The organism is Pseudoalteromonas sp. P1-30 (assembly GCF_001400005.1).
GTDB lineage: Bacteria > Pseudomonadota > Gammaproteobacteria > Enterobacterales > Alteromonadaceae > Pseudoalteromonas > Pseudoalteromonas atlantica.
This window is the reverse complement of the sequence record NZ_LKBC01000002.1, coordinates 393,441-411,965: the sequence shown is the minus strand read 5'-3', so window position 1 is coordinate 411,965 and position 18,525 is coordinate 393,441. Positions and strand designations below refer to the sequence as shown.

Below are 18,525 nucleotides of genomic sequence, written 5' to 3'. Positions count from 1 at the left end.
ATCAATAGTAAGTAGTAACAAGGTTTAAAATGGCAAAGGCAACACTCGAGCAATGGAGAATGTTTAAAGCTGTTGTAGAGCATGGTGGGTTTGCCGGTGCTAGCAGCGCGGTATTTAAAAGCCAATCAACCGTGCACCATGCAGTGCAAAAGTTAGAGTCGGCACTGCAAGTAAAATTGCTTGAAGTAAAAGGCCGTAAAGCGTATTTAACCGAAAACGGTAAGCTTATATTACGCCGCGCCGAATTTTTAATAGATGAAGCCAGCAAAATAGAATCGGTTGCTAATACATTAAGCGAAGGTATTGAAAGCACATTAAAAATAGCGGTAGATGAAGTGTTTCCGCAGCATTTATTGTACCAAGCGCTAAGCCATATTAATGAGCAATACCCATTGGTAAAAATAGAACTGATAGAAAGCGTACTTAACGGCGCAAACGAATTACTTACCAATGCAGTGGTCGACTTAGCAATTACTTCTATTGCGCTTTATGGCATTAATTGCCATAGTTTGTGCGATATAGAATTTATTGCCGTTGCGCACCCTGATCACCCCTTACACCAGCGCACTGAACCACTGACCTACAGAGAGCTTAAATTACACAGGCAAATAGTTGTTCGCGATTCGGCCACCCACACCAGCCACGACGACGGCTGGCTTGGGGCTGATATGCGCTGGACAGTAAGTCACTTACGTAACTCTATTGATATGGTAAGCCAAAACTTTGGTTATGCATGGCTGCCTAGTGCACAAATTAAACCTTATCTTAAAAACAACACACTTAAGCCCCTTAATTTAGAGCAAGGTACAACCCGCTCCTTAAAGCTTTATTTAATGTGCACCGACAATGACCGTTTAGGCCCCGTTGGCCAAGCATTTACTCAGCATCTCATAAGCTTGTGCAATAACGAGCCGGGCTAAGAGTTTGTCGGCTCATCTACATCAAGGTGATCAGCAACGTAGGCGCCGCGTTTACCGCGTTCTTTAGCGGGGCCTTTGGTACTATCTTTCGCTGTTTGTTGTTCGGTTGCCGCATTTATTACCGCCCCAAGCGTAATAATATAGGCACTTATATAGAGCCACATTAGCATAATCACTACCCCGCCTAACGAACCATACGTTTCGTTGTAGCTTGCAAAGTGAGACACATAAAACGAAAAACCAATTGAGGCTAAAATCCATAATACAGTCGCAATACACGAGCCAAGTGTGATCCAGCGCCATTTAGCGGGTTTTCTGTGTGGTGCATAGCGATACAAAAGCACCAATGCAAAATTAAACATAAAGGCGAGTAATGGCCACGATATTAACTTTATTAGTAAGTCTATACTTTCTTTTAAGCCCACTAAATTAAGTACTATGGGTAAAATACCTATAATTAGCAAAGCAAAAATAGCCACTAAAATAGCCCCTACCGAAAATAAAAAACGTACTAACTGAGCATGAAAAAATGAGCGCTTTTCGTATTCATGATAACTAATGTTACAGGCAGTAATGAGCGCTTGGCTGCCTTTAGAGCTACTCCAAATAGTAAGAATAAGTGTACCAATTGCACTTAAGCTTAAACTGGCGTTAGAGGTTTGAGCCAAGCTCGAGACCTGAGATAAAATTAAATCGCTCGTGCTTTGCGGTAATAAGGTAACTATTTTACTCAGGTGTTCACTAATATCGGTGGGCGATGAAAAGTACGCATACACAGAAACCATTGCAGCAATAGCAGGAAAAATAGCAAGTAAGGCATAAAACGCAACGCCCGCTGCAACCAGCGATAAGTTATCTTGGCTCATTTGCTTAAAAATACGTTTGGCTATGTCCCACCAACCAATAACCGGAATGTGCACTGGCTGCTCGGCATGTTGTCCCCGTTTAGGTTTGCTCATTGTTTGCTCCTTTTTAGCCTATTATCGAGCAAAAAGTTTGCCAAGCTGTGCTTTTGGCATTGGTATTAAACTTGCTGCTTGCTAGATTATTTAAAATACCAAGGTAATACGCCATGAACAGCCTTATAACTATGCTAATTGCAGTGAACACCACGGCTGTGAATGCCTTAAACACCCCAGAAAGCGTGCTCAGTTGGCAGTATTTATACGCCCAAAGTTTGCAATTACTTCACGCAACAGCGCAAATATTACCCACTCTTTTATTAGGTTTTATACTTTTAACTATTAGCTACTTTGTCGCCAGTCCTTTGTCTAAGCTGTTAGTAAAACCGCTCATTTATATGACCGACAGTAAACTTGTGCACTTAGTGGCCAAACGCGGGATTAGCATTTTAATTTTATTGCTGGGCGTGTATTTATTTTTACGTTTAGCAGGACTTACCGAATTTGCTATTGCTATTATGAGCGGAACCGGATTAATAGGCTTAATATTGGGCTTTGCCTTTAGAGACATAGCAGAGAACTTTATTGCTAGCTTGCTGTTGAGCGTTCAACGGCCATTTAAAATAGACGATGTAATAGAAGTCGATGGCCGCTTAGGTGTGGTTAAAAAGGTCACCGCTCGCGCAACCACCTTAGTTGATTACGATGGCAACCATATACAAATACCTAACGCCACGGTTTATAAAAATACCATTAAAAACCTAACTGCAAATCCAAAAATGCGTGCCAAGGTGGTGATTGGCATAGGTTACGATAACGATATTCGTTACTGCCAAACACTCGCCCTTGAAATTGCAAACAAGCAAACGGGTGTGATTACTGAGCCACCAGCACAAGTGCTGATCAATAATTTAGGCAGCTCAACAATTAACTTTAATCTGTTTTTTTGGGTTAACAGCGAGCAACATAGTCCGCTAAAAGTGGCCTCGCAGTTAATGCGTGAGCTAGTAACCGAATTTACAGCGCAAAACATCAGTATGCCAGATGATGCCCGCGAGCGTATTTTACTCAGTGCACCTGATGAGAGTGATACACAAAAGCCCACCAACAAAGCTGAGCAACCTTTAACTACTCAGCAAAGCTCTAAGCAGCTGCAGCAGCAAAATGAAACGGTTGATGATGTAAGTAGTGATACCGACGAAATTCGTGATCAAGCCGAGAAATCACGGGATCCTGAACAGGGTAAAAATATTATCTAAGTTAAACGTATAAGAAAAAATAAAGCCACATACAGCCAATTTACAACTTAATAATGTTTTAAACCCTAAAAAATCAAAAATATGATTAATTAATGCATTAAATATAACTTTTGTTATATCAATAATAAAAGTTATACACCAATCAACCCATTGATTTTAAATAATTTATTTATAAATCATCATTTAAGCCGCCTTTAACCCGCCTTTCATTATTAATAATTATTCAAAAAGTTATATTAACAAACCACCAACCAAAAACAATAAAACCAATAACATTCAATACGTTATTAACAAAACCGTGCTTGGCATTATTAATGCAATAACAATAATCTAACAACTTTAGAGCTTAATTATGCACGTGTACAAACAACCCCTATCTAAAAAGGCTAACGAAAGCTTGTCCATAAAATTGCAAGCCCCTTGTGTGGCCTGTGCACGTGCCGGTGCAATAAGCGCGTTAACGCCCTAAGCAAAAGTTAAATAGCTCCCACTAAATATTATAAATAATTGGAATAACACTATGACCAGTACAACAAGTATTAATAACAACGAGCCTAAAAAAATGGCGCTCTGGCTAAAAATACTCATAGGTATGATAGCGGGTATTATTGCCGGCATGCTGTTAGGCAATAATGCTGAATATATAAAGCCAATTGGCCAGCTATTTATTAGCGCCATTAAAATGTTAATTGTACCGCTTATATTTTGCTCATTAATTGTTGGTGTTACCTCAATGAAAGACACCACTAAAATGGGGCGTATTGGTGTTAAGTCAATCGTATTTTATTTAGCCACCACCGCAGTAGCTATTTCTATTGGTTTGGGCCTTGGGTTGTTATTTGAACCTGGCGCAGGCTTGAATATGGTTGCAACCACAGTGGCTGATGCTAAACCAAGCCCTACCTTAGTAGACACCATTGTAGGTTTAGTACCAAAAAATCCAGTGGGCTCATTAGCCTCAGGTAATATTTTACAAATTATTGTGTTTGCGTTGAGCTTAGGCATTGCTTTAAACCTAATTGGTGAAAAAGGCGAACCCGCTAGCAAAATGTTTGAAAGCCTAGCCGATGCAATGTACAAATTAACTGAGCTTGTAATGAAGCTGGCGCCATACGGTGTATTTGCATTAATGGCTTGGGTATCTGGCAAGTACGGACTGGATGTTTTACTGCCACTTATAAAAGTAATTGGCTTAGTGTACCTAGGCTGTATTATTCACGTTTTAGTGTTGGGTGGCGGCTTTGTAGGCTTACTAGGCAAGCTTAATCCACAACGTTTTTATAAAGGTATTATTGAAGCGCAAATTATTGCTTTTACCACCACAAGTAGCTCAGGTACTTTACCTGCCAGCATTAAATGCGCCACCCAAAACTTAGGTGTATCGCGTACTGTATCAAGCTTTGTACTGCCTGTAGGCGCCACTATTAACATGGATGGCACCGCTTTATACCAAGGCGTATTAGCACTGTTTATTGCCCAAGCCTTTGGTATTGACCTCACCACAACAGATTACTTAACCATTATAGCTACAGCTACTTTAGCCTCTGTAGGCACCGCTGGTGTACCCGGTGCAGGCCTTATTATGCTTTCGCTAGTACTGACTACCGTTGGCTTACCACTTGAAGGCATTGCAATAGTTGCCGGTATTGACCGAATTTTAGATATGGCGCGCACCACCATAAATGTAACTGGCGATTTAATGGTTACTTTATTAATTGGCAAAAGCGAAGGCGAGCTTGACGAAACCCTTTACAACCAAGATAACACAGCGGCTCAACCCGCTAAGCAATAACCCTCGATTTAGTAATTTTATAGAGAACAAACCATGACTAGTAAACTTATCTATTTACCCGTTGCATTAGGTGTTATTGCCTTAGCTAAGCCAGCCCATGCTGATATTACAATTGAAGGTTTAAATGGCCTTGAAGCCGTTAAGCTATTTGGCGATATGCGTATGCGCTTTGAGCGCACCGAAGGCGATACAATTGACTCAACAAGCCGCGCCCGTTTGCGTGCCCGATTTGGTATTAAATACGCAGCTACCGATAACTGGTCAGCGCAAATGCGCTTTAGAACAACCTCAAGCCAACACGATTCAACCCATCAAACCTTTGGTATCACCGATACCAGCGATAACGATGACTTTGGTTTAGACCGCGCCTTTATGAAGTACACAGGGCTTAGTAACACCCAAGTATATATTGGTAAAGCGGCACCCGTTTATATGCATTCATCAGAGCTGCTTTTTCGTGACGATATAGCGCTAGAAGGTGTACAAGCTAACTGGAGTAACAATACGTTTAGCGTTAATGCGGGGCATATTATTCTTGAAGAAAACGTCGATAATGGCGAAGGCAAGCGCGATGCTAGCTGGCAACAGCTACAAGGTGTATATGCTACAAGTTTTAATAACATTAACCTTAAAGCCGGTATTGGCGGAATTTTTGTTAGCGCCTCAGATACGGCCTATGCCAGTGCTGAGTCGGGTCTTGATGATGACCAAGCAGGCAACGTAATGACCTATAACTTTGATGTACGTTATGGCGCAGTGCGCTTTGCAGCCGATTACTACACAAGTGAAGCCGACAGCGAAAATACAGCGTTTACTGTACATGCTCGTTATCAAATTAATAAACAGTTTGGCCTGCGTTTTTACGTGCTACGCACCGAAGCCTATGCATTACCTATGAACGGCGCGTTTACGCAAACTAATACTCCGGGTTCTTATACCAATATTAAAGGCACACGAGTACAGCTAGATTACAAAATTGCAGAGAACCTAAATGCCGATTTAAGATGGTTTAGCGTGGATAATATTAATAACGATATACCCACTAACAACAATGGCCGCGATCGCATTCAAGTAAACCTAAACATGAAGTTTTAGTACTAAGGCATGTTGACCAATCGTGATTAAAATTACAGTAGTGAGTTTAGTATTTAGCAAAAGCGATTATTAAGCCCACTCGCTTAAAAGCCAAGCGCCTTGCTTAAACTGCCCTAGCTTGAAAAACTTTAATCTACACAGGTCAACATTCTCTAAATAGGCCCAACCAATAAAAGCGATTTAATAGCCGATATTAAATCGCTTTTATTTTATTAAACAGCCTTAAAAAGACATAACTGCCTTACAAAAAACCTTAATTAACAATTAATTTATTCTTATTTAGTTTAAAGTATAAATAGATAAGACTTAAAACCATGATAAATTCGTTAGTACCTAATTTATATAAAATTAAAATACAGACTATAGTCCCCTGCTGCCAACTAAAAACAACCTTTTTGCGGCTGTAAAAGGAACATAAACGCCATTTTATTTGTACTGTTTAGACAATTTACTAACGCACTACCACAACTAAAAAATGCAGAGGTTTACTCACTTGTTTATTAAACAAAACGCTTGGTTTTATGTATTAAAAATAGCGCTACTAAGCCTACTGGGTATTAATAGCCTAAACTGCATTGCACAAGCTAATTTATCGCAGCCTAAACAAATTATAGTGGGCGGAGATTTTAACTACCCCCCTTATGAGTTTATTAACGAAGATGGTGAACTTACAGGTTACAACGTAGAACTTAGCCAAGAAATAGCCGCTGTAATGGGGCTTAATATAAAAATAAAGCTAATGCCCTGGGCCGAAATAAGAGCCGAGTTTGACCGTGGAAATGTGGATATTTTACAAGGCATGGCCGCCACACCCGAGCGCACCGATCTGTATAACTTTAGCCCGCACACGTTTGTTAACCACTCTATATTTGCGCGCGACAATAGTCCTAAAATAACGCACTACAGCGAGCTTGAAAACTACCGCGTTATTGTACAAAGCAATGGCTCGGCATTTGATATGCTTAACCACTCAGGCTTAAACATTACCCTTATACCGGTTGAAACCCATGCCGATGCCCTGCGCTTGCTTGCCTCTGGCCGCTATGACTTTGCAGTGGTTTCAAACTTACCCGGCTTATATTTAAGTAAAAAATTGGGGCTATCAAACATCACTGCTATTTCTAGCCTAGAAAGAAACCGGCTTTATGGCTATGCCACTAAAACCGCAGATGAAGCGCTGTTATCGCAATTTACTCAAGGCTTAGCTATTTTAAAAAACACCGGTCGCCAGCAAGAAATTTACGACAAATGGTTTGGCCCGTTAAACGTATCACCTTGGTCAAAAGCTGGCGTAATAGCGGGTATATGTGTAGTGGTGCTGCTACTAATTAGCACCGTGGTGATAATTTGGAACAAAGCCCTGCGCAAAAAAGTAGAAAGCCGCACCAAAGAGCTACAAGCGCAGCAGTTACAGCTACTTCATGCAGATAAAATGGCCTCACTGGGGGTGTTGGTTTCGGGAGTCGCTCACGAAATAAATAACCCATGTAGTATTTTAACGTTAAATTTTCCGTTTATAAAAGAAGCCTTTGAAGATGCAACAGACATACTTGATGAGCATCAAGCACGCCAAGGCGACTTTCTTGTTGCCGGTGTAAGCTATCAGCGCTTTAAACATATGCTGCCAGAAATTTTAGACGATATGCACATTGCCAGTAACAAGGTAAAGGGCATAGTAGAGGATTTAAAAAGCTTTGCCGTAAAAGGTGAAGCATCGCATGAGAAAACTGAGCAGCTAGATTTAAACCTACTAACAAACCGCTCTATTCGCTTAGTCACAAATCAAATTAAAAACTCGACAAACCACTTAGAGGTTAACTTAGCCAACTCACTGCCTGCGTTTAAAGGCAGCGGCAGCCGCATCGAGCAGGTAATCGTAAATTTAATTTTAAATGCCTGCCAAGCGCTTGAAGACAAATCGCAAAAAATTATTATCACCAGCTATTTCCATACTAAACACAATCAGGTTGTGCTGAGTATTGAAGATCAAGGCGTAGGCATTGATCAACAGCACTTAATTAAGCTCACCGACCCCTTTTATACCACCAAACGACAATCTGGCGGCACCGGCTTAGGGCTTTCTGTATCAGCGGGGATCGTGGCAGATCACCAAGGCCAACTCACCTTTAAATCAACCCTCGGTAAAGGCACAAAAGTAAAGCTATCACTACCCTTATTACAACACGAGAGAGAACTATGAATACTAATTTATATCCTAGTTTTGAGGTCCTCATTTGTGATGACGACAACAGCTTTTTACGAAGCATATCGTTTGCAATAGAGCGCTACTGCGGCATTAACAACATTGTGCAATGTAATGATAGCCGCGATGTAATTGCCAAACTAAACCAAGGGAATGTTCGCGTTGTATTGCTTGATTTAAACATGCCACATATCAGCGGTGATGAGCTTATAGCGCAAATTACAGAGCTTTTTCCGCACATTTCGGTGGTGATCATCAGCGGCATTAACCAAGTAGAAGCCGCTGTAAAATGTATAAAATTAGGTGCTTATGGTTATCATGTAAAAACAGAAGATCCCGAACGCCTAAGCAATAGCATAATGCAGGTGGTGCGTTTTCAAGAGCTAAACTTAGAAAACCAAGCCATGCGCGGCTATCTGCTAGAAAACCAAACAAGCCTGCATCCTGCGTTTTCTAAAATTATTAGTGTGGATCATCAAATGCATTCGGTGTTTAATTACATTGAGTCTATATCAAATAGCCAACAACCTATTCTTATAACCGGAGAAAGCGGCGTAGGAAAGGAGCTTATAGCCAGAGCCATTCACGAAACCAGTAGCTGCAGTGGCGAACTTGTGTGTGTAAACGTAGCCGGCCTTGACGATAACTTATTTTCGGATACCTTATTTGGCCATAAAAAAGGCGCTTTTACAGGTGCTGAGCAAGCCCGCAAAGGCATGATAGAACGCGCATCAGGTGGGATATTATTTCTTGATGAAATTGGCGATTTAAACCTGGCCTCGCAAGTAAAGCTATTAAGGCTTTTGCAAGAAGGCGAATATTACCCAGTAGGCAGCGATACCCCAAAGCGCATCAACGCCCGCATTATTGCAGCCACCCACCAAAACTTACTCACTAAAAAAGAAAATGGCGAATTTAGAAACGACTTATACTACCGTTTAAAAATTCATCATGTAAATATTCCGCCGCTTAGGGAGCGCAAGCAAGATATAGCCTTATTACTCGAGCACTTTTTAACGCTTGCCGCACAAGAATTTAATAAACCGGTGGCAAGTATTCCAAAAGAATTATTAATTTTACTCGAAAACTACGCTTTCCCAGGCAATATAAGAGAGCTGCGCGCCATGGCCTTTGATGCAATGAGCACCCACCAAAGTGGCGCCCTGTCTATGAAAGCGTTTGAAAGCGTACGCAGCGCCGTGCCCAAATTAGATATGCAAGCCCAGCTTGCCAAGCCGTTATTTGAGTCAACATCAACGCTACCCACTTTAAAACAAGCCGCAGAATTACTGGTAGCAGAAGCTATGAAACGTAGCAACTCAAATCAATCAATGGCAGCGCAACTACTCGGTATATCGCAGCCAGCACTCAGTAAGCGACTTAAAAAAGGACAGCCTGAGCCTTAAAAAACTACAAAGTACTTAATCAAATTTTAGGCACAAAAAAGCCCGCAGCGTTAACTGCGGGCTTTTTTGTTGAATGAGTGAGTTAGCCATATAAGCCGGGTTCTGTCCTTTCCGAAGAAAGTGATAATCATTCGTCTAGGCCATAAATCGCTCTATGGCTCAAGCAACCTACCCGGTTCTCACGTGGGCCACGCGTTCATTATTTAAAATGATAGAACCCTATTTGGTCTTGCTCCGAGTGGAGTTTACCTTGCAACCAACTATTACTAGCGGCCCGGTGCGCTCTTACCGCACCCTTTCACCCTTACCAACCCGTGGGTTGGCGGTCTCCTCTCTGCTGCACTTGTCGTGGACTCACGCCCCCCAGCCGTTAGCTGGCACTCTGCCCTGTGGAGCCCGGACTTTCCTCCCCCTGATCATTTTCGTCACAGGCAGCGATTATCTTGGCTAACTCGGCGCGCAGTATACATGAGCTGTGCCTTGTACGCAGTAAAGATTTACTCTTTTTCGTCAATAATTGTTTTATACAGGGCGTTTTTCTTCATTCCAAAGTATTCAGCAACAATACCACAGGCTTTTTTCATCGGCATTTCGCTTTCAAGTAGCGCCAGCATTTTACGCGCCTCTGGCGGTATATCATCTACTTGCTTGGGTTTACCTGGCAACATGAGCACTATTTCGCCGCGTTGCTTGGTTGGGTCATCAGTTAAAAACTGCTTTAACTCACTTACGCTACCATTAAAAAAGGTTTCAAAGGTTTTGGTAAGCTCTTTTGCAAATACCACTTGTTGCTCACTACCTAAGGCCGCTTCTAAATCATCTAGGCTTGCCATAATACGGTGGGTGCTTTCGTACATTATGCTGGTAATGCTTGAGTTTACAGCTTCTATGAAAAAATCTTGGCGGGCTTTACTTTTAGCCGGTGTAAAGCCAATAAACTGAAAGCGATCTGTTGGCAGGCCTGAGCAACACACTGCAGTAATAGCAGCACACGCACCGGGCACGGGTGTTACATGCGCGCCTTGCTCGCGGCACAGGTTTACCACGGCATAACCTGGGTCGCTTATCAGCGGCGTGCCGGCATCTGAAACTAGCGCGATATTTTTGCCTTCGTTTAGCCAATCAATAATCTGCTGCGCTTTTTGTTTTTCGTTATGGTCATGTAATGCAAAGGTTTTAGCCTTTATACCAAAGTGGCTTAGTAGCTTACCGGTGTGGCGCGTGTCTTCAGCAGCGATTAAGTCAACTTGCGATAATGTCGCGATGGCACGCTGGCTTAAGTCGTCAAAATTGCCAATTGGGGTGGCAACAATGTAAAGAGTGCCAATTTTCTGTGAATTCTCCTCATTTAACATTGAGGTCTCCTGCGTCAGTCAGTAATATAAGCAAATCGCGTTAACGTATTGGGAAATCATTGTGCGACTTAAACTTGTTAGTCTATTAATTATATTGTCAGGGTTATCGGCCTGTAGCACAACCGAAAAACCAACTAAAAATAGCGATAGCATTAACACCAGTGCGAATGCGCTGCAAAATCAAGCAACCAGTGCCGATGCTATTTATAAATTAGCGCTTAATCGTACCGGTGCCGACAAAATTCAATTACTTTATAGTGCGCGTGATGCGGCTATTTCGGAGCAAAGCTGGCCGTTACTTGAAAACATTTGTAATGAGCTTGAGCAAACCCCAAGTGTAGATAAAATACAAAACCGCTTATACATTGCTTATGCACAAAAGCAGCAAAATAAAAACGACCAAGCGCTCGTTATTTTGCAATCACTCGATGGCCATCTTAAACAGCCTGAACACTTTGCTTGGCATCAATATTTAACTGCTAGCATATATGCATCGCAAAACTTTCCTAAGCGCGCCGCACCTTATTTTTTTAGAGCCTCAGAAACTGCGAATAAAAACAATATTGAGATCCCTGCTCTGCAAAGTGCGCTTTGGGATAACTTAACAAAGCTGTCTTCTTATGCGCTGGAGCGCTTTAATCGTGGCTCTGTTATTCAACAAGGTTGGACTAACTTAGCTTTGTACCACCAGGTATATGCAAATAGCGGTGTAGAGCTTGACCAAGCCATTAATAATTGGCGCCGTCGCTACCCTGGGCACCCTGCCGTAGCTATTTTACCCGAGCAAGATGAAGCCCTAGCCGACCTAGCACCAGTTAATATAGAGCGTTTAGCTGTACTTTTACCGCAATCAGGCGCAAATGAGCGTTTAGGTGACGCCCTAAAAGCCGGCATTTTGGCAGGGCTTGATAAGCAAAGTATTAGCGACACTGTTTTTATAGATGAGAACCTTGCAACCCAAGTGCTAAGCGAGCAGCTGAGTAAATTTAATCCAGACTTTGTGATTGGGCCATTATTAAAAGCGAATATAGATAAACTTGCGCAAGCTAAAACACTTATTGATACCCCAACATTACACTTAAATACATTTGATGGTGAGCGACTCTCGCTGCAACATTACTTTTTTGCTTTAAACCCTGAGCATGAAGTGCAGCAAGCGCTGGAGCACTTTTTAGCTAAAGGTTATCAAAAGCCTATGTTATTAGCGCCTAATAATGCCAATGGTCAGCGTTTGGTTGATTACTTTAATATTCAGTGGCAGCGCTATAGCGAAACAAAACCGCAAATTGGGTTTTATAACGATAACAAAGACATGCCAAACACAATTACAAGCTTGTTAGAGGTTGATAAATCTAAGCAGCGTATTAAAACGGTTAAGTCTTTATTTAAACAAGAAGTAGAAAGTGAAACCCGCTCTCGTAGCGATATTGATGCGATTTACATTTTAGGCGACGCTATAGAAACACGCCTGATAAAACCTTATTTAGATGTAAATGTAAGTACTTTTGCACAGCGGATACCGCTTTATGCCAGCTCTAAAAGCCATAGTAAACAAATAGATCGCACCGATAAAGGCGATTTAGAAGGGCTTTACTTTACAGAGCTTCCGTGGATGCTTAATGCGACAGTTAAACAACATAATTTACGCAACCAATACAACACGCTGTGGCCTGAAAATGCCGATATAAGCCAACGCCTATTTGCCATGGCTTACGATGCCGTGTCGGTGCTAAGCGACATTAGGCAATTGAGTGTAATGCCCGGTAATAAGTTTACAGGTTTAAGTGGAAAGCTTTCGGTGAATACAAGCGGACACATAGAGCGTACGCTTGATTGGGCACAATACACAAATAGACGCATAAAAGCCGTACAGCTAGAAACAAAGCAGCCCGTGCCTTTATTTATGCAATCAGCCAACGAAAGCAATACGCTTACGTTTGATTAATCTGGAGCGGCTATGTCGTGGTTTAAAGAGCTGTGGCAAAATAGCCGAGAAAAAGGCCAGTACTATGAACGCCAAGCAGAGAAATACTTAACCCGTGAAGGGCTTACGCCTATTGAGCGTAATTATTATTGCCCCTTTGGTGAGCTTGATGTAATTATGAAACACGGCGATACGCTTGTATTTGTAGAAGTTAAGTTTCGTAAAAACAATGCGAGAGGCGGTGCAAATTATGCCCTTGGCGCACAAAAACAAGCACGATTAAAACGCACTATTTATCACTACTTGGCAGCAAAAAACTTAACTAATCAGCCTATAAGAGTCGACTACGTTGCCATTACAGGTGAAGGCTCTGGCAATATAAATTGGATCAAAAGCGTACTTTAACACCACGCAAACAGATTAATAAAACGCCCAGCAACAAACAAAAATGACGAATAAATTATTGGTAGTCTATGCAAGATACAATTAAAGAAATTTTTACAGAAAGCATTCAAGTACAAATAGCAGCAGGCGAAGTACTGCCAAGCGCACTAGAGTCTGCGGCATTTACCATTGCACAAAGTTTAATTAATGGTAACAAACTCCTTTGCTGTGGCACGGCAAACTGCCATATGCTAGCGCAGCACATGGCCGGCGTATTAGTTAATCACTACGAAACAGAACGCCCCTGTTTACCTGCTATTGCGCTATCTCAAGAAAACATCAATTTAGGGCAAAGTAGCCAAGTAGATGAGCATGATACCTTTGCTCGCCAAGTACGTGCCTTTGCACAACAAGGCGACTTACTGCTTGCGTTAGCAATTAATGGCAACGAAAAACATATTATTTCTGCTGTAGAAGCTGCACTTACTAAAGATATGAAGGTCATAGTGATGGTAGGTGACGATGGTGGAGAACTCGTTGGATTATTAGGCCCTAATGATGTAGAAATTCGTACGCCTTCTAAGCGCCCTAGCCGCATTATTGAATCTCACTTAGTTAACTTACATTGCTTAAGTGAACTGGTTGATTTAACTCTTTTCCCGCAGGATGAAAATTATGTTTAAACGCTCTCTTATTGTTTTAGGTACTGTTGTTTTACTGCAAGGCTGTGCAGCCGCAGTGGTTGCAGGAACAGCTGGTGCAGTAACAGCAGCAAATGATCGCCGCACCATTGGCTCGCAAATAGACGACAATAATATAGAAATTAAAGCCAGTATTGCGCTTAGTGAAGTTGAACGACTAGAAAAGTTCGCCAATGTAGACGCTATAAGCGTTAATGGCATTGTTTTACTGGTAGGCCAGGTTGCCAATCAAGAAATGAAAAACCAAGCTCAGCAGAGCATTGAGGGGCTCTCAGGTATACGTAAAATACATAACCAAATTAGAATTGGGTCAAATATTGGTATTACCACACAAACGCACGACTCGTGGCTAACCTCTAAAGTAAAAGCACAGCTTTTAACAGCTAAAGATATACCGAGCAATAATATTAAAGTAGTGACCGAAAACGCTGAAGTATTTTTAATGGGATTAGTATCTGAATCTGAGTCTAACCAAGCGGTTAACATTGCACGCAATGTATCGGGTGTAGAGCGCGTTATTAAAGTGTTTGAATATTTATAAAATACATAAAAAGCCGTTGATAAGGCACATAAAAAAACCGCTTGATTAGCGGTTTTTTTTGTATTTAAGCGTTACTTGATAACGCGTAAATGTGAGCCTTTTTTCTTTTCTGGCTTTTCTGGCGGGGTCTCATCAATAATCTCATCTGATGTTTCCACACTTTCAAGGTCAGGTGCAAAATCGTCTTCGTCCTCTAAAAACTCATCTGCAGTAAAGACTGTTCCTTCGCCATTTTCACGCGCATAAATAGCAAGCACCGCACCTAAAGGCACATATACTTGCATTGGCTGTCCGCCAAAGCGCGCATTAAAGCTTAGTTGTTCCATATCTAACGAAAACCCAGTAACGGCAGAAGGGCTAATATTAAGCACTATTTGGCCATCTTGTACAAACTGCGTAGGCACTTGTACTGCTGGGTACTGCGCATCAACCACTAAATGTGGTGTGCAGTCGTTATCTACGATCCAATCAAAAAAAGCACGTAGTAAATAAGGACGATTAGGCGTCATTATAAACGGATCTCACGCTCTGCTTCAGTTAAAGAAGCTTGGAATGACTCACGCTCAAATAAGCGGATCATGTACTCTTTTAGCTCTTTAGCGCCAGAGCCATTAAGCTCAATACCAAACTCTGGTAAACGCCATAATAGTGGTGCTAAATAACAATCCACTAAGCTAAACTCTTCACTCATAAAGTATGGAGCTTCGTTAAAGATTGGTGCAATTGCAAGTAACGCTTCAGTTAACTCTTTACGAGCTTGTACAGCATCTGCTGTATTGTTAATGATTTTTTCAGCAAGGCTGTACCAATCAGTATCAATACGGTGCATCATTAAACGGCTACGACCACGCATTACCGGATACACAGGCATTAGTGGAGGATGAGGGAAACGTTCATCAAGGTATTCCATGATGATGTTTGCCTGATATAAGCCAAGCTCACGGTCAATCAGTGTGGGTACTGTACCGTAAGGGTTAATTTCGTGAAGTGCCTCTGGCAAGTTATCCTTTTCAGCCAAATGAATATCTACACTTACACCTTTTTCTGCAAGCACAATACGTACTTGGTGGCTATACATACAGTTAGCACCAGAAAAAAGGGTCATTACAGGGCGCTTATTGGCAGCTACGGCCATGCCTATACCTCCATTAAATAACTAAAACAGCAATAGGGGCTTAAGCCCCTATTGCAAAATTACCTTGTAAAATGCTCAAATTAATGAACATCTCTCCAGTATTCTTTCTTAAGCATAAATGCCAAGATAAACAGGATAACTAAAAATCCAATTACCTTAATACCTAACGCTTCTGACTCAAGGCGTGTAGGTTCACCTACATACTCTAAGAAATTCGTTAAATCACGAACCGCTTGATCGTATTCATCAACGCTTAATTCGCCCTTACCATCTGTTTCAGTACCAACAACTTTAGTCACTGTTTGACCATGTTGTTCAACTTCTTCAATGATAGGTGTTGGTAAACCTTGTAGTTCTTGAAGAACATGTGGCATACCCACCGATGGGAATAACGTATTATTTACGCCAAACGGACGAGATTCATCTTTATAAAACGATTTTAAGTAAGTGTAAATCCAATCACTGCCGCGCACACGCGCCACATTGGTTAGATCCGGCGGAGCCGCACCAAACCATTTAGCAGCATCTTCTTTTGCGATAGCGTTAAGAATATGGCCACCTACTTTTGAACCATCAAAAATCAATTGCTCTTTGCCAAGCTCGGTTGGAATACCAATATCACGGAAAGTACGTTCATAACGTTGATACTGCATTTGGTGACAACCAAGACAGTAGTTCATGAACAACTTTGCGCCGCGCTGCAAAGAAGGCTGATCAGATATATCGTTACCCGCTTCCATAAGAGGAACCGAAGGACCCGCAGCCATAACCATGTTAGGCAGCAAGTTTACTGATAAAGCAAATACACCAATAAGTAGCTTTTTCATCATTTCGTTAACCTCTCAGGCAATGGCTTAGTTTTTTCATTCTTACTGTATATAAATAACAGTACGAAGAACATAAAGTAAGTCACAGTACAGATTTGAGAAATTATCGTTTTCATATCAGTTTGTGGAGTTGCACCCACCCAACCTAAAAGAACGAAAGTTACAATAAAACCTGCAATGTTCCATTTGTGGAAACCACAACGGTAACGAACCGATTTAACACGACCACGGTCAATCCACGGTAACAATGCGAGTACCACAATTGACGCACCCATTGCCGCAACACCGATAAGCTTATCAGGGATTGCACGTAAGATTGCATAGAATGGCGTAAAGTACCAAACTGGGAAAATGTGCTCTGGTGTTTTAAGTGGGTTTGCTGCTTCAAAGTTTGGCGCTTCTAGGAAGAAACCATTCATCGCAGGCATAAAGAATACAACCCAACAGAACAAGATTAAGAAACCAACCACGCCCACAATATCTTTTACTGTGTAGTACGGGTGGAACGGTATCGCATCAACAATGTCTTTTTTGCCGGTGTAATACTCATGGAATTTAAATTTAGACTTATCTTCTTCAGCCACAGTGCCTTTTTTGCGTTTTATTTCAACACCGTCAGGGTTGTTAGAGCCCACTTCGTGCAGCGCAACAATGTGTAAGAACACTAAAATTACAATAACCAATGGTAGTGCAATAACGTGTAATGCAAAGAAGCGGTTAAGCGTTGCACCCGATATTACGTAGTCACCACGGATCCAAAGTGTTAAGTCATCACCAATTACCGGAATAGCCCCGAATAACGAAATGATTACCTGCGCACCCCAGAACGACATTTGACCCCATGGTAGTAAGTAACCCATGAAGGCTTCAGCCATTAATGCTAAGAAAATAAACATACCGAACAACCACAGTAATTCACGTGGTTTTTGGTAAGAGCCGTAGATCATGCCACGGAACATATGCATATAAACAACGATGAAAAACGCAGATGCACCCGTTGAGTGTAAATAACGTAATAACCAACCGTATTCAACATCACGCATGATGTACTCTACTGATGCGAAAGCGCCTTCAGAAGAGGGAACAAAGTTCATCGTTAACCAAATACCAGTAAGTATTTGGTTTACTAGTACTAACATGGCTAGCGAGCCAAAAAAGTACCAGAAGTTAAAGTTTTTAGGTGCTGGATACTGTGCAATGTGCATGTTCCAAACACGTGTCATTGGGATACGGTCGTCAATCCAACTAACAATTTTACCAAACATTAGGCTACCCCTTTTTCTTCGCCCACTAAAATAGTGGTTTCATCAAGAAAAGTATAAGGTGGTACTTCTAAGTTCAATGGTGCAGGAACTGATTGAAATACTCGCCCAGCCATATCAAATTTAGAACCGTGACATGGACAGTAAAAACCATCATCTGTCCCTTCAACTTTTTCACTAAAGTTACCTTGGAAAAAGCCTGGAGAACACCCTAAATGCGTACAAATACCAACAGCGACAAAAATCTCTGGGCGTAATGAACGGTAATCATTTGTTGATGATTCTAGTTGTTGTGGCTCTTGCGATTGCGGATCACGAAGTTGACCTTCATGTTCTTTCATCTGCTCAAGCATTTTAGGGGTACGTGATACAACCCATACAGGTTTACCACGCCACTCGACACGTATTAATTGTCCTGGCTCAAGTTTGCTGATATCTACTTCTACAGGCGCACCCGCAGATTTAGCTCGCTCACTTGGATTCCAAGACGCAATAAAAGGAACAGCAGCCCCAGCCGCACCAACACCACCTACAACAGAGGTAGCTATGGTTAAAAAGCGACGTCGGCCATTGTCTACAGGCGCATTGCTCATCCACTTATCTCCACTATGATTCTCAACACTTGCTATATTGAGAACATCAGTTACAGCAGGTTAATTTTTCGAAATTTTTAAAATAGAAGCGATCATAATTAAAACCCTTGATTAAAACAAGGTTATTCACAGCCTCACGCTCGAATAACCCGACTTGATCAATAGTTTGATAAAGTAAGCTCGAGAATAAAGCCGAATGACTATAATAGCGCTTCTGTAAAAACAA

Annotated in this window: 17 protein-coding genes and 1 other RNA gene; 10 read left to right on the top strand and 8 right to left on the bottom strand. The window is 41.6% G+C overall.

Going from position 1 to position 18,525, the window contains the following annotated elements:
- Window positions 1-29 precede the first annotated feature (29 nt).
- Window positions 30-920 (top strand): LysR family transcriptional regulator, encoded by an 891-nt coding sequence (locus tag AN395_RS05365; protein ID WP_004589125.1) that lies wholly within the window; start codon window positions 30-32, stop codon window positions 918-920.
- Here AN395_RS05365 and AN395_RS05360 read toward each other — a convergent pair.
- Complete coding sequence (locus AN395_RS05360) at window positions 917-1,879, bottom strand: YihY/virulence factor BrkB family protein (protein WP_004589124.1); 963 nt, start codon at window positions 1,877-1,879, stop codon at window positions 917-919. The two genes, AN395_RS05365 and AN395_RS05360, sit on opposite strands and share 4 nt — an antisense overlap.
- 131 nt (window positions 1,880-2,010) lie before the next feature.
- Here AN395_RS05360 and AN395_RS05355 point away from each other — a divergent pair, with 131 nt between their 5' ends.
- From AN395_RS05355 to AN395_RS05335, 5 genes are all read left to right on the top strand, one after another.
- On the top strand, window positions 2,011-3,081 hold the full coding sequence (locus AN395_RS05355; protein ID WP_054982666.1) for a mechanosensitive ion channel family protein: 1,071 nt from the start codon (window positions 2,011-2,013) through the stop codon (window positions 3,079-3,081).
- 520 nt (window positions 3,082-3,601) lie between these two features.
- Window positions 3,602-4,873, top strand: coding sequence for a dicarboxylate/amino acid:cation symporter (locus AN395_RS05350; protein WP_004589122.1), 1,272 nt, complete (start codon window positions 3,602-3,604; stop codon window positions 4,871-4,873).
- 33 nt (window positions 4,874-4,906) lie between these two features.
- Window positions 4,907-5,968: a putative porin gene (locus AN395_RS05345; RefSeq protein ID WP_054982312.1), complete on the top strand. Its 1,062-nt coding sequence runs from the start codon at window positions 4,907-4,909 to the stop codon at window positions 5,966-5,968.
- A gap of 493 nt (window positions 5,969-6,461) precedes the next feature.
- A complete protein-coding gene (locus AN395_RS05340; protein WP_054982311.1) occupies window positions 6,462-8,168 on the top strand; it encodes a transporter substrate-binding domain-containing protein in 1,707 nt (568 codons plus the stop codon).
- Entirely contained in the window at window positions 8,165-9,577 is a 1,413-nt protein-coding gene (locus AN395_RS05335; RefSeq protein ID WP_004589118.1) for a sigma-54 dependent transcriptional regulator, read from the top strand. The genes AN395_RS05340 and AN395_RS05335 overlap by 4 nt, the downstream gene beginning before the upstream one ends.
- Before the next feature lie 75 nt (window positions 9,578-9,652).
- Here AN395_RS05335 and rnpB read toward each other — a convergent pair.
- An RNA gene (rnpB, locus tag AN395_RS08195) (RNase P RNA component class A) lies at window positions 9,653-10,031 on the bottom strand.
- Window positions 10,032-10,074: 43 nt separating this feature from the next.
- A complete protein-coding gene (rsmI, locus tag AN395_RS05330) occupies window positions 10,075-10,932 on the bottom strand; it encodes a 16S rRNA (cytidine(1402)-2'-O)-methyltransferase (protein WP_024033320.1) in 858 nt (285 codons plus the stop codon).
- A 61-nt stretch (window positions 10,933-10,993) separates the two neighbouring features.
- On the opposite strand from rsmI, the gene AN395_RS05325 reads away from it, so the two are divergent.
- The 4 genes from AN395_RS05325 to dolP all read left to right on the top strand — a co-directional run bounded on the left by AN395_RS05325 (window position 10,994) and on the right by dolP (window position 14,482).
- Entirely contained in the window at window positions 10,994-12,877 is a 1,884-nt protein-coding gene (locus AN395_RS05325; RefSeq protein ID WP_054982310.1) for a penicillin-binding protein activator, read from the top strand.
- Window positions 12,878-12,889: 12 nt separating this feature from the next.
- Complete coding sequence (locus tag AN395_RS05320) at window positions 12,890-13,261, top strand: YraN family protein (RefSeq protein WP_004589112.1); 372 nt, start codon at window positions 12,890-12,892, stop codon at window positions 13,259-13,261.
- Window positions 13,262-13,329: 68 nt separating this feature from the next.
- Entirely contained in the window at window positions 13,330-13,923 is a 594-nt protein-coding gene (locus AN395_RS05315) for an SIS domain-containing protein (RefSeq protein WP_004589111.1), read from the top strand.
- Window positions 13,916-14,482: a division/outer membrane stress-associated lipid-binding lipoprotein gene (gene dolP, locus AN395_RS05310; protein WP_004589110.1), complete on the top strand. Its 567-nt coding sequence runs from the start codon at window positions 13,916-13,918 to the stop codon at window positions 14,480-14,482. Before AN395_RS05315 ends, dolP begins: the two co-directional genes overlap by 8 nt.
- A gap of 71 nt (window positions 14,483-14,553) precedes the next feature.
- Here dolP and AN395_RS05305 read toward each other — a convergent pair whose 3' ends face one another.
- From AN395_RS05305 to petA, 5 genes are all read right to left on the bottom strand, one after another.
- The gene (locus AN395_RS05305) at window positions 14,554-14,991 is read right to left on the bottom strand and encodes a ClpXP protease specificity-enhancing factor (protein WP_004589109.1); all 438 of its coding nucleotides are present in this window, start codon (window positions 14,989-14,991) and stop codon (window positions 14,554-14,556) included.
- Window positions 14,991-15,617 (bottom strand): stringent starvation protein SspA, encoded by a 627-nt coding sequence (gene sspA / locus AN395_RS05300; protein WP_054982309.1) that lies wholly within the window; start codon window positions 15,615-15,617, stop codon window positions 14,991-14,993. Before sspA ends, AN395_RS05305 begins: the two co-directional genes overlap by 1 nt.
- An 80-nt stretch (window positions 15,618-15,697) precedes the next feature.
- The gene (locus AN395_RS05295; protein WP_024033324.1) at window positions 15,698-16,447 is read right to left on the bottom strand and encodes a cytochrome c1; all 750 of its coding nucleotides are present in this window, start codon (window positions 16,445-16,447) and stop codon (window positions 15,698-15,700) included.
- The gene (locus AN395_RS05290; protein ID WP_054982308.1) at window positions 16,444-17,709 is read right to left on the bottom strand and encodes a cytochrome b N-terminal domain-containing protein; all 1,266 of its coding nucleotides are present in this window, start codon (window positions 17,707-17,709) and stop codon (window positions 16,444-16,446) included. The genes AN395_RS05295 and AN395_RS05290 overlap by 4 nt, the downstream gene beginning before the upstream one ends.
- Window positions 17,709-18,299: a ubiquinol-cytochrome c reductase iron-sulfur subunit gene (gene petA / locus AN395_RS05285; protein ID WP_004589105.1), complete on the bottom strand. Its 591-nt coding sequence runs from the start codon at window positions 18,297-18,299 to the stop codon at window positions 17,709-17,711. Before petA ends, AN395_RS05290 begins: the two co-directional genes overlap by 1 nt.
- Window positions 18,300-18,525: the final 226 nt, after the last annotated feature.

Excerpts from the sequence above, each read along its gene's own strand:
- AN395_RS05365 (WP_004589125.1), top strand. The coding sequence starts at position 30 with ATGGCAAAGGCAACACTCGAGCAATGGAGAATGTTTAAAGCTGTTGTA.
- AN395_RS05360 (WP_004589124.1), bottom strand. The coding sequence starts at position 1,879 with ATGAGCAAACCTAAACGGGGACAACATGCCGAGCAGCCAGTGCACATT.
- AN395_RS05355 (WP_054982666.1), top strand. The coding sequence starts at position 2,011 with ATGCTAATTGCAGTGAACACCACGGCTGTGAATGCCTTAAACACCCCA.
- AN395_RS05350 (WP_004589122.1), top strand. The coding sequence starts at position 3,602 with ATGACCAGTACAACAAGTATTAATAACAACGAGCCTAAAAAAATGGCG.
- AN395_RS05345 (WP_054982312.1), top strand. The coding sequence starts at position 4,907 with ATGACTAGTAAACTTATCTATTTACCCGTTGCATTAGGTGTTATTGCC.
- AN395_RS05335 (WP_004589118.1), top strand. The coding sequence starts at position 8,165 with ATGAATACTAATTTATATCCTAGTTTTGAGGTCCTCATTTGTGATGAC.
- rsmI (WP_024033320.1), bottom strand. The coding sequence starts at position 10,932 with ATGTTAAATGAGGAGAATTCACAGAAAATTGGCACTCTTTACATTGTT.
- AN395_RS05320 (WP_004589112.1), top strand. The coding sequence starts at position 12,890 with ATGTCGTGGTTTAAAGAGCTGTGGCAAAATAGCCGAGAAAAAGGCCAG.
- AN395_RS05315 (WP_004589111.1), top strand. The coding sequence starts at position 13,330 with ATGCAAGATACAATTAAAGAAATTTTTACAGAAAGCATTCAAGTACAA.
- dolP (WP_004589110.1), top strand. The coding sequence starts at position 13,916 with ATGTTTAAACGCTCTCTTATTGTTTTAGGTACTGTTGTTTTACTGCAA.
- AN395_RS05305 (WP_004589109.1), bottom strand. The coding sequence starts at position 14,991 with ATGACGCCTAATCGTCCTTATTTACTACGTGCTTTTTTTGATTGGATC.
- sspA (WP_054982309.1), bottom strand. The coding sequence starts at position 15,617 with ATGGCCGTAGCTGCCAATAAGCGCCCTGTAATGACCCTTTTTTCTGGT.
- AN395_RS05295 (WP_024033324.1), bottom strand. The coding sequence starts at position 16,447 with ATGATGAAAAAGCTACTTATTGGTGTATTTGCTTTATCAGTAAACTTG.
- AN395_RS05290 (WP_054982308.1), bottom strand. The coding sequence starts at position 17,709 with ATGTTTGGTAAAATTGTTAGTTGGATTGACGACCGTATCCCAATGACA.
- petA (WP_004589105.1), bottom strand. The coding sequence starts at position 18,299 with ATGAGCAATGCGCCTGTAGACAATGGCCGACGTCGCTTTTTAACCATA.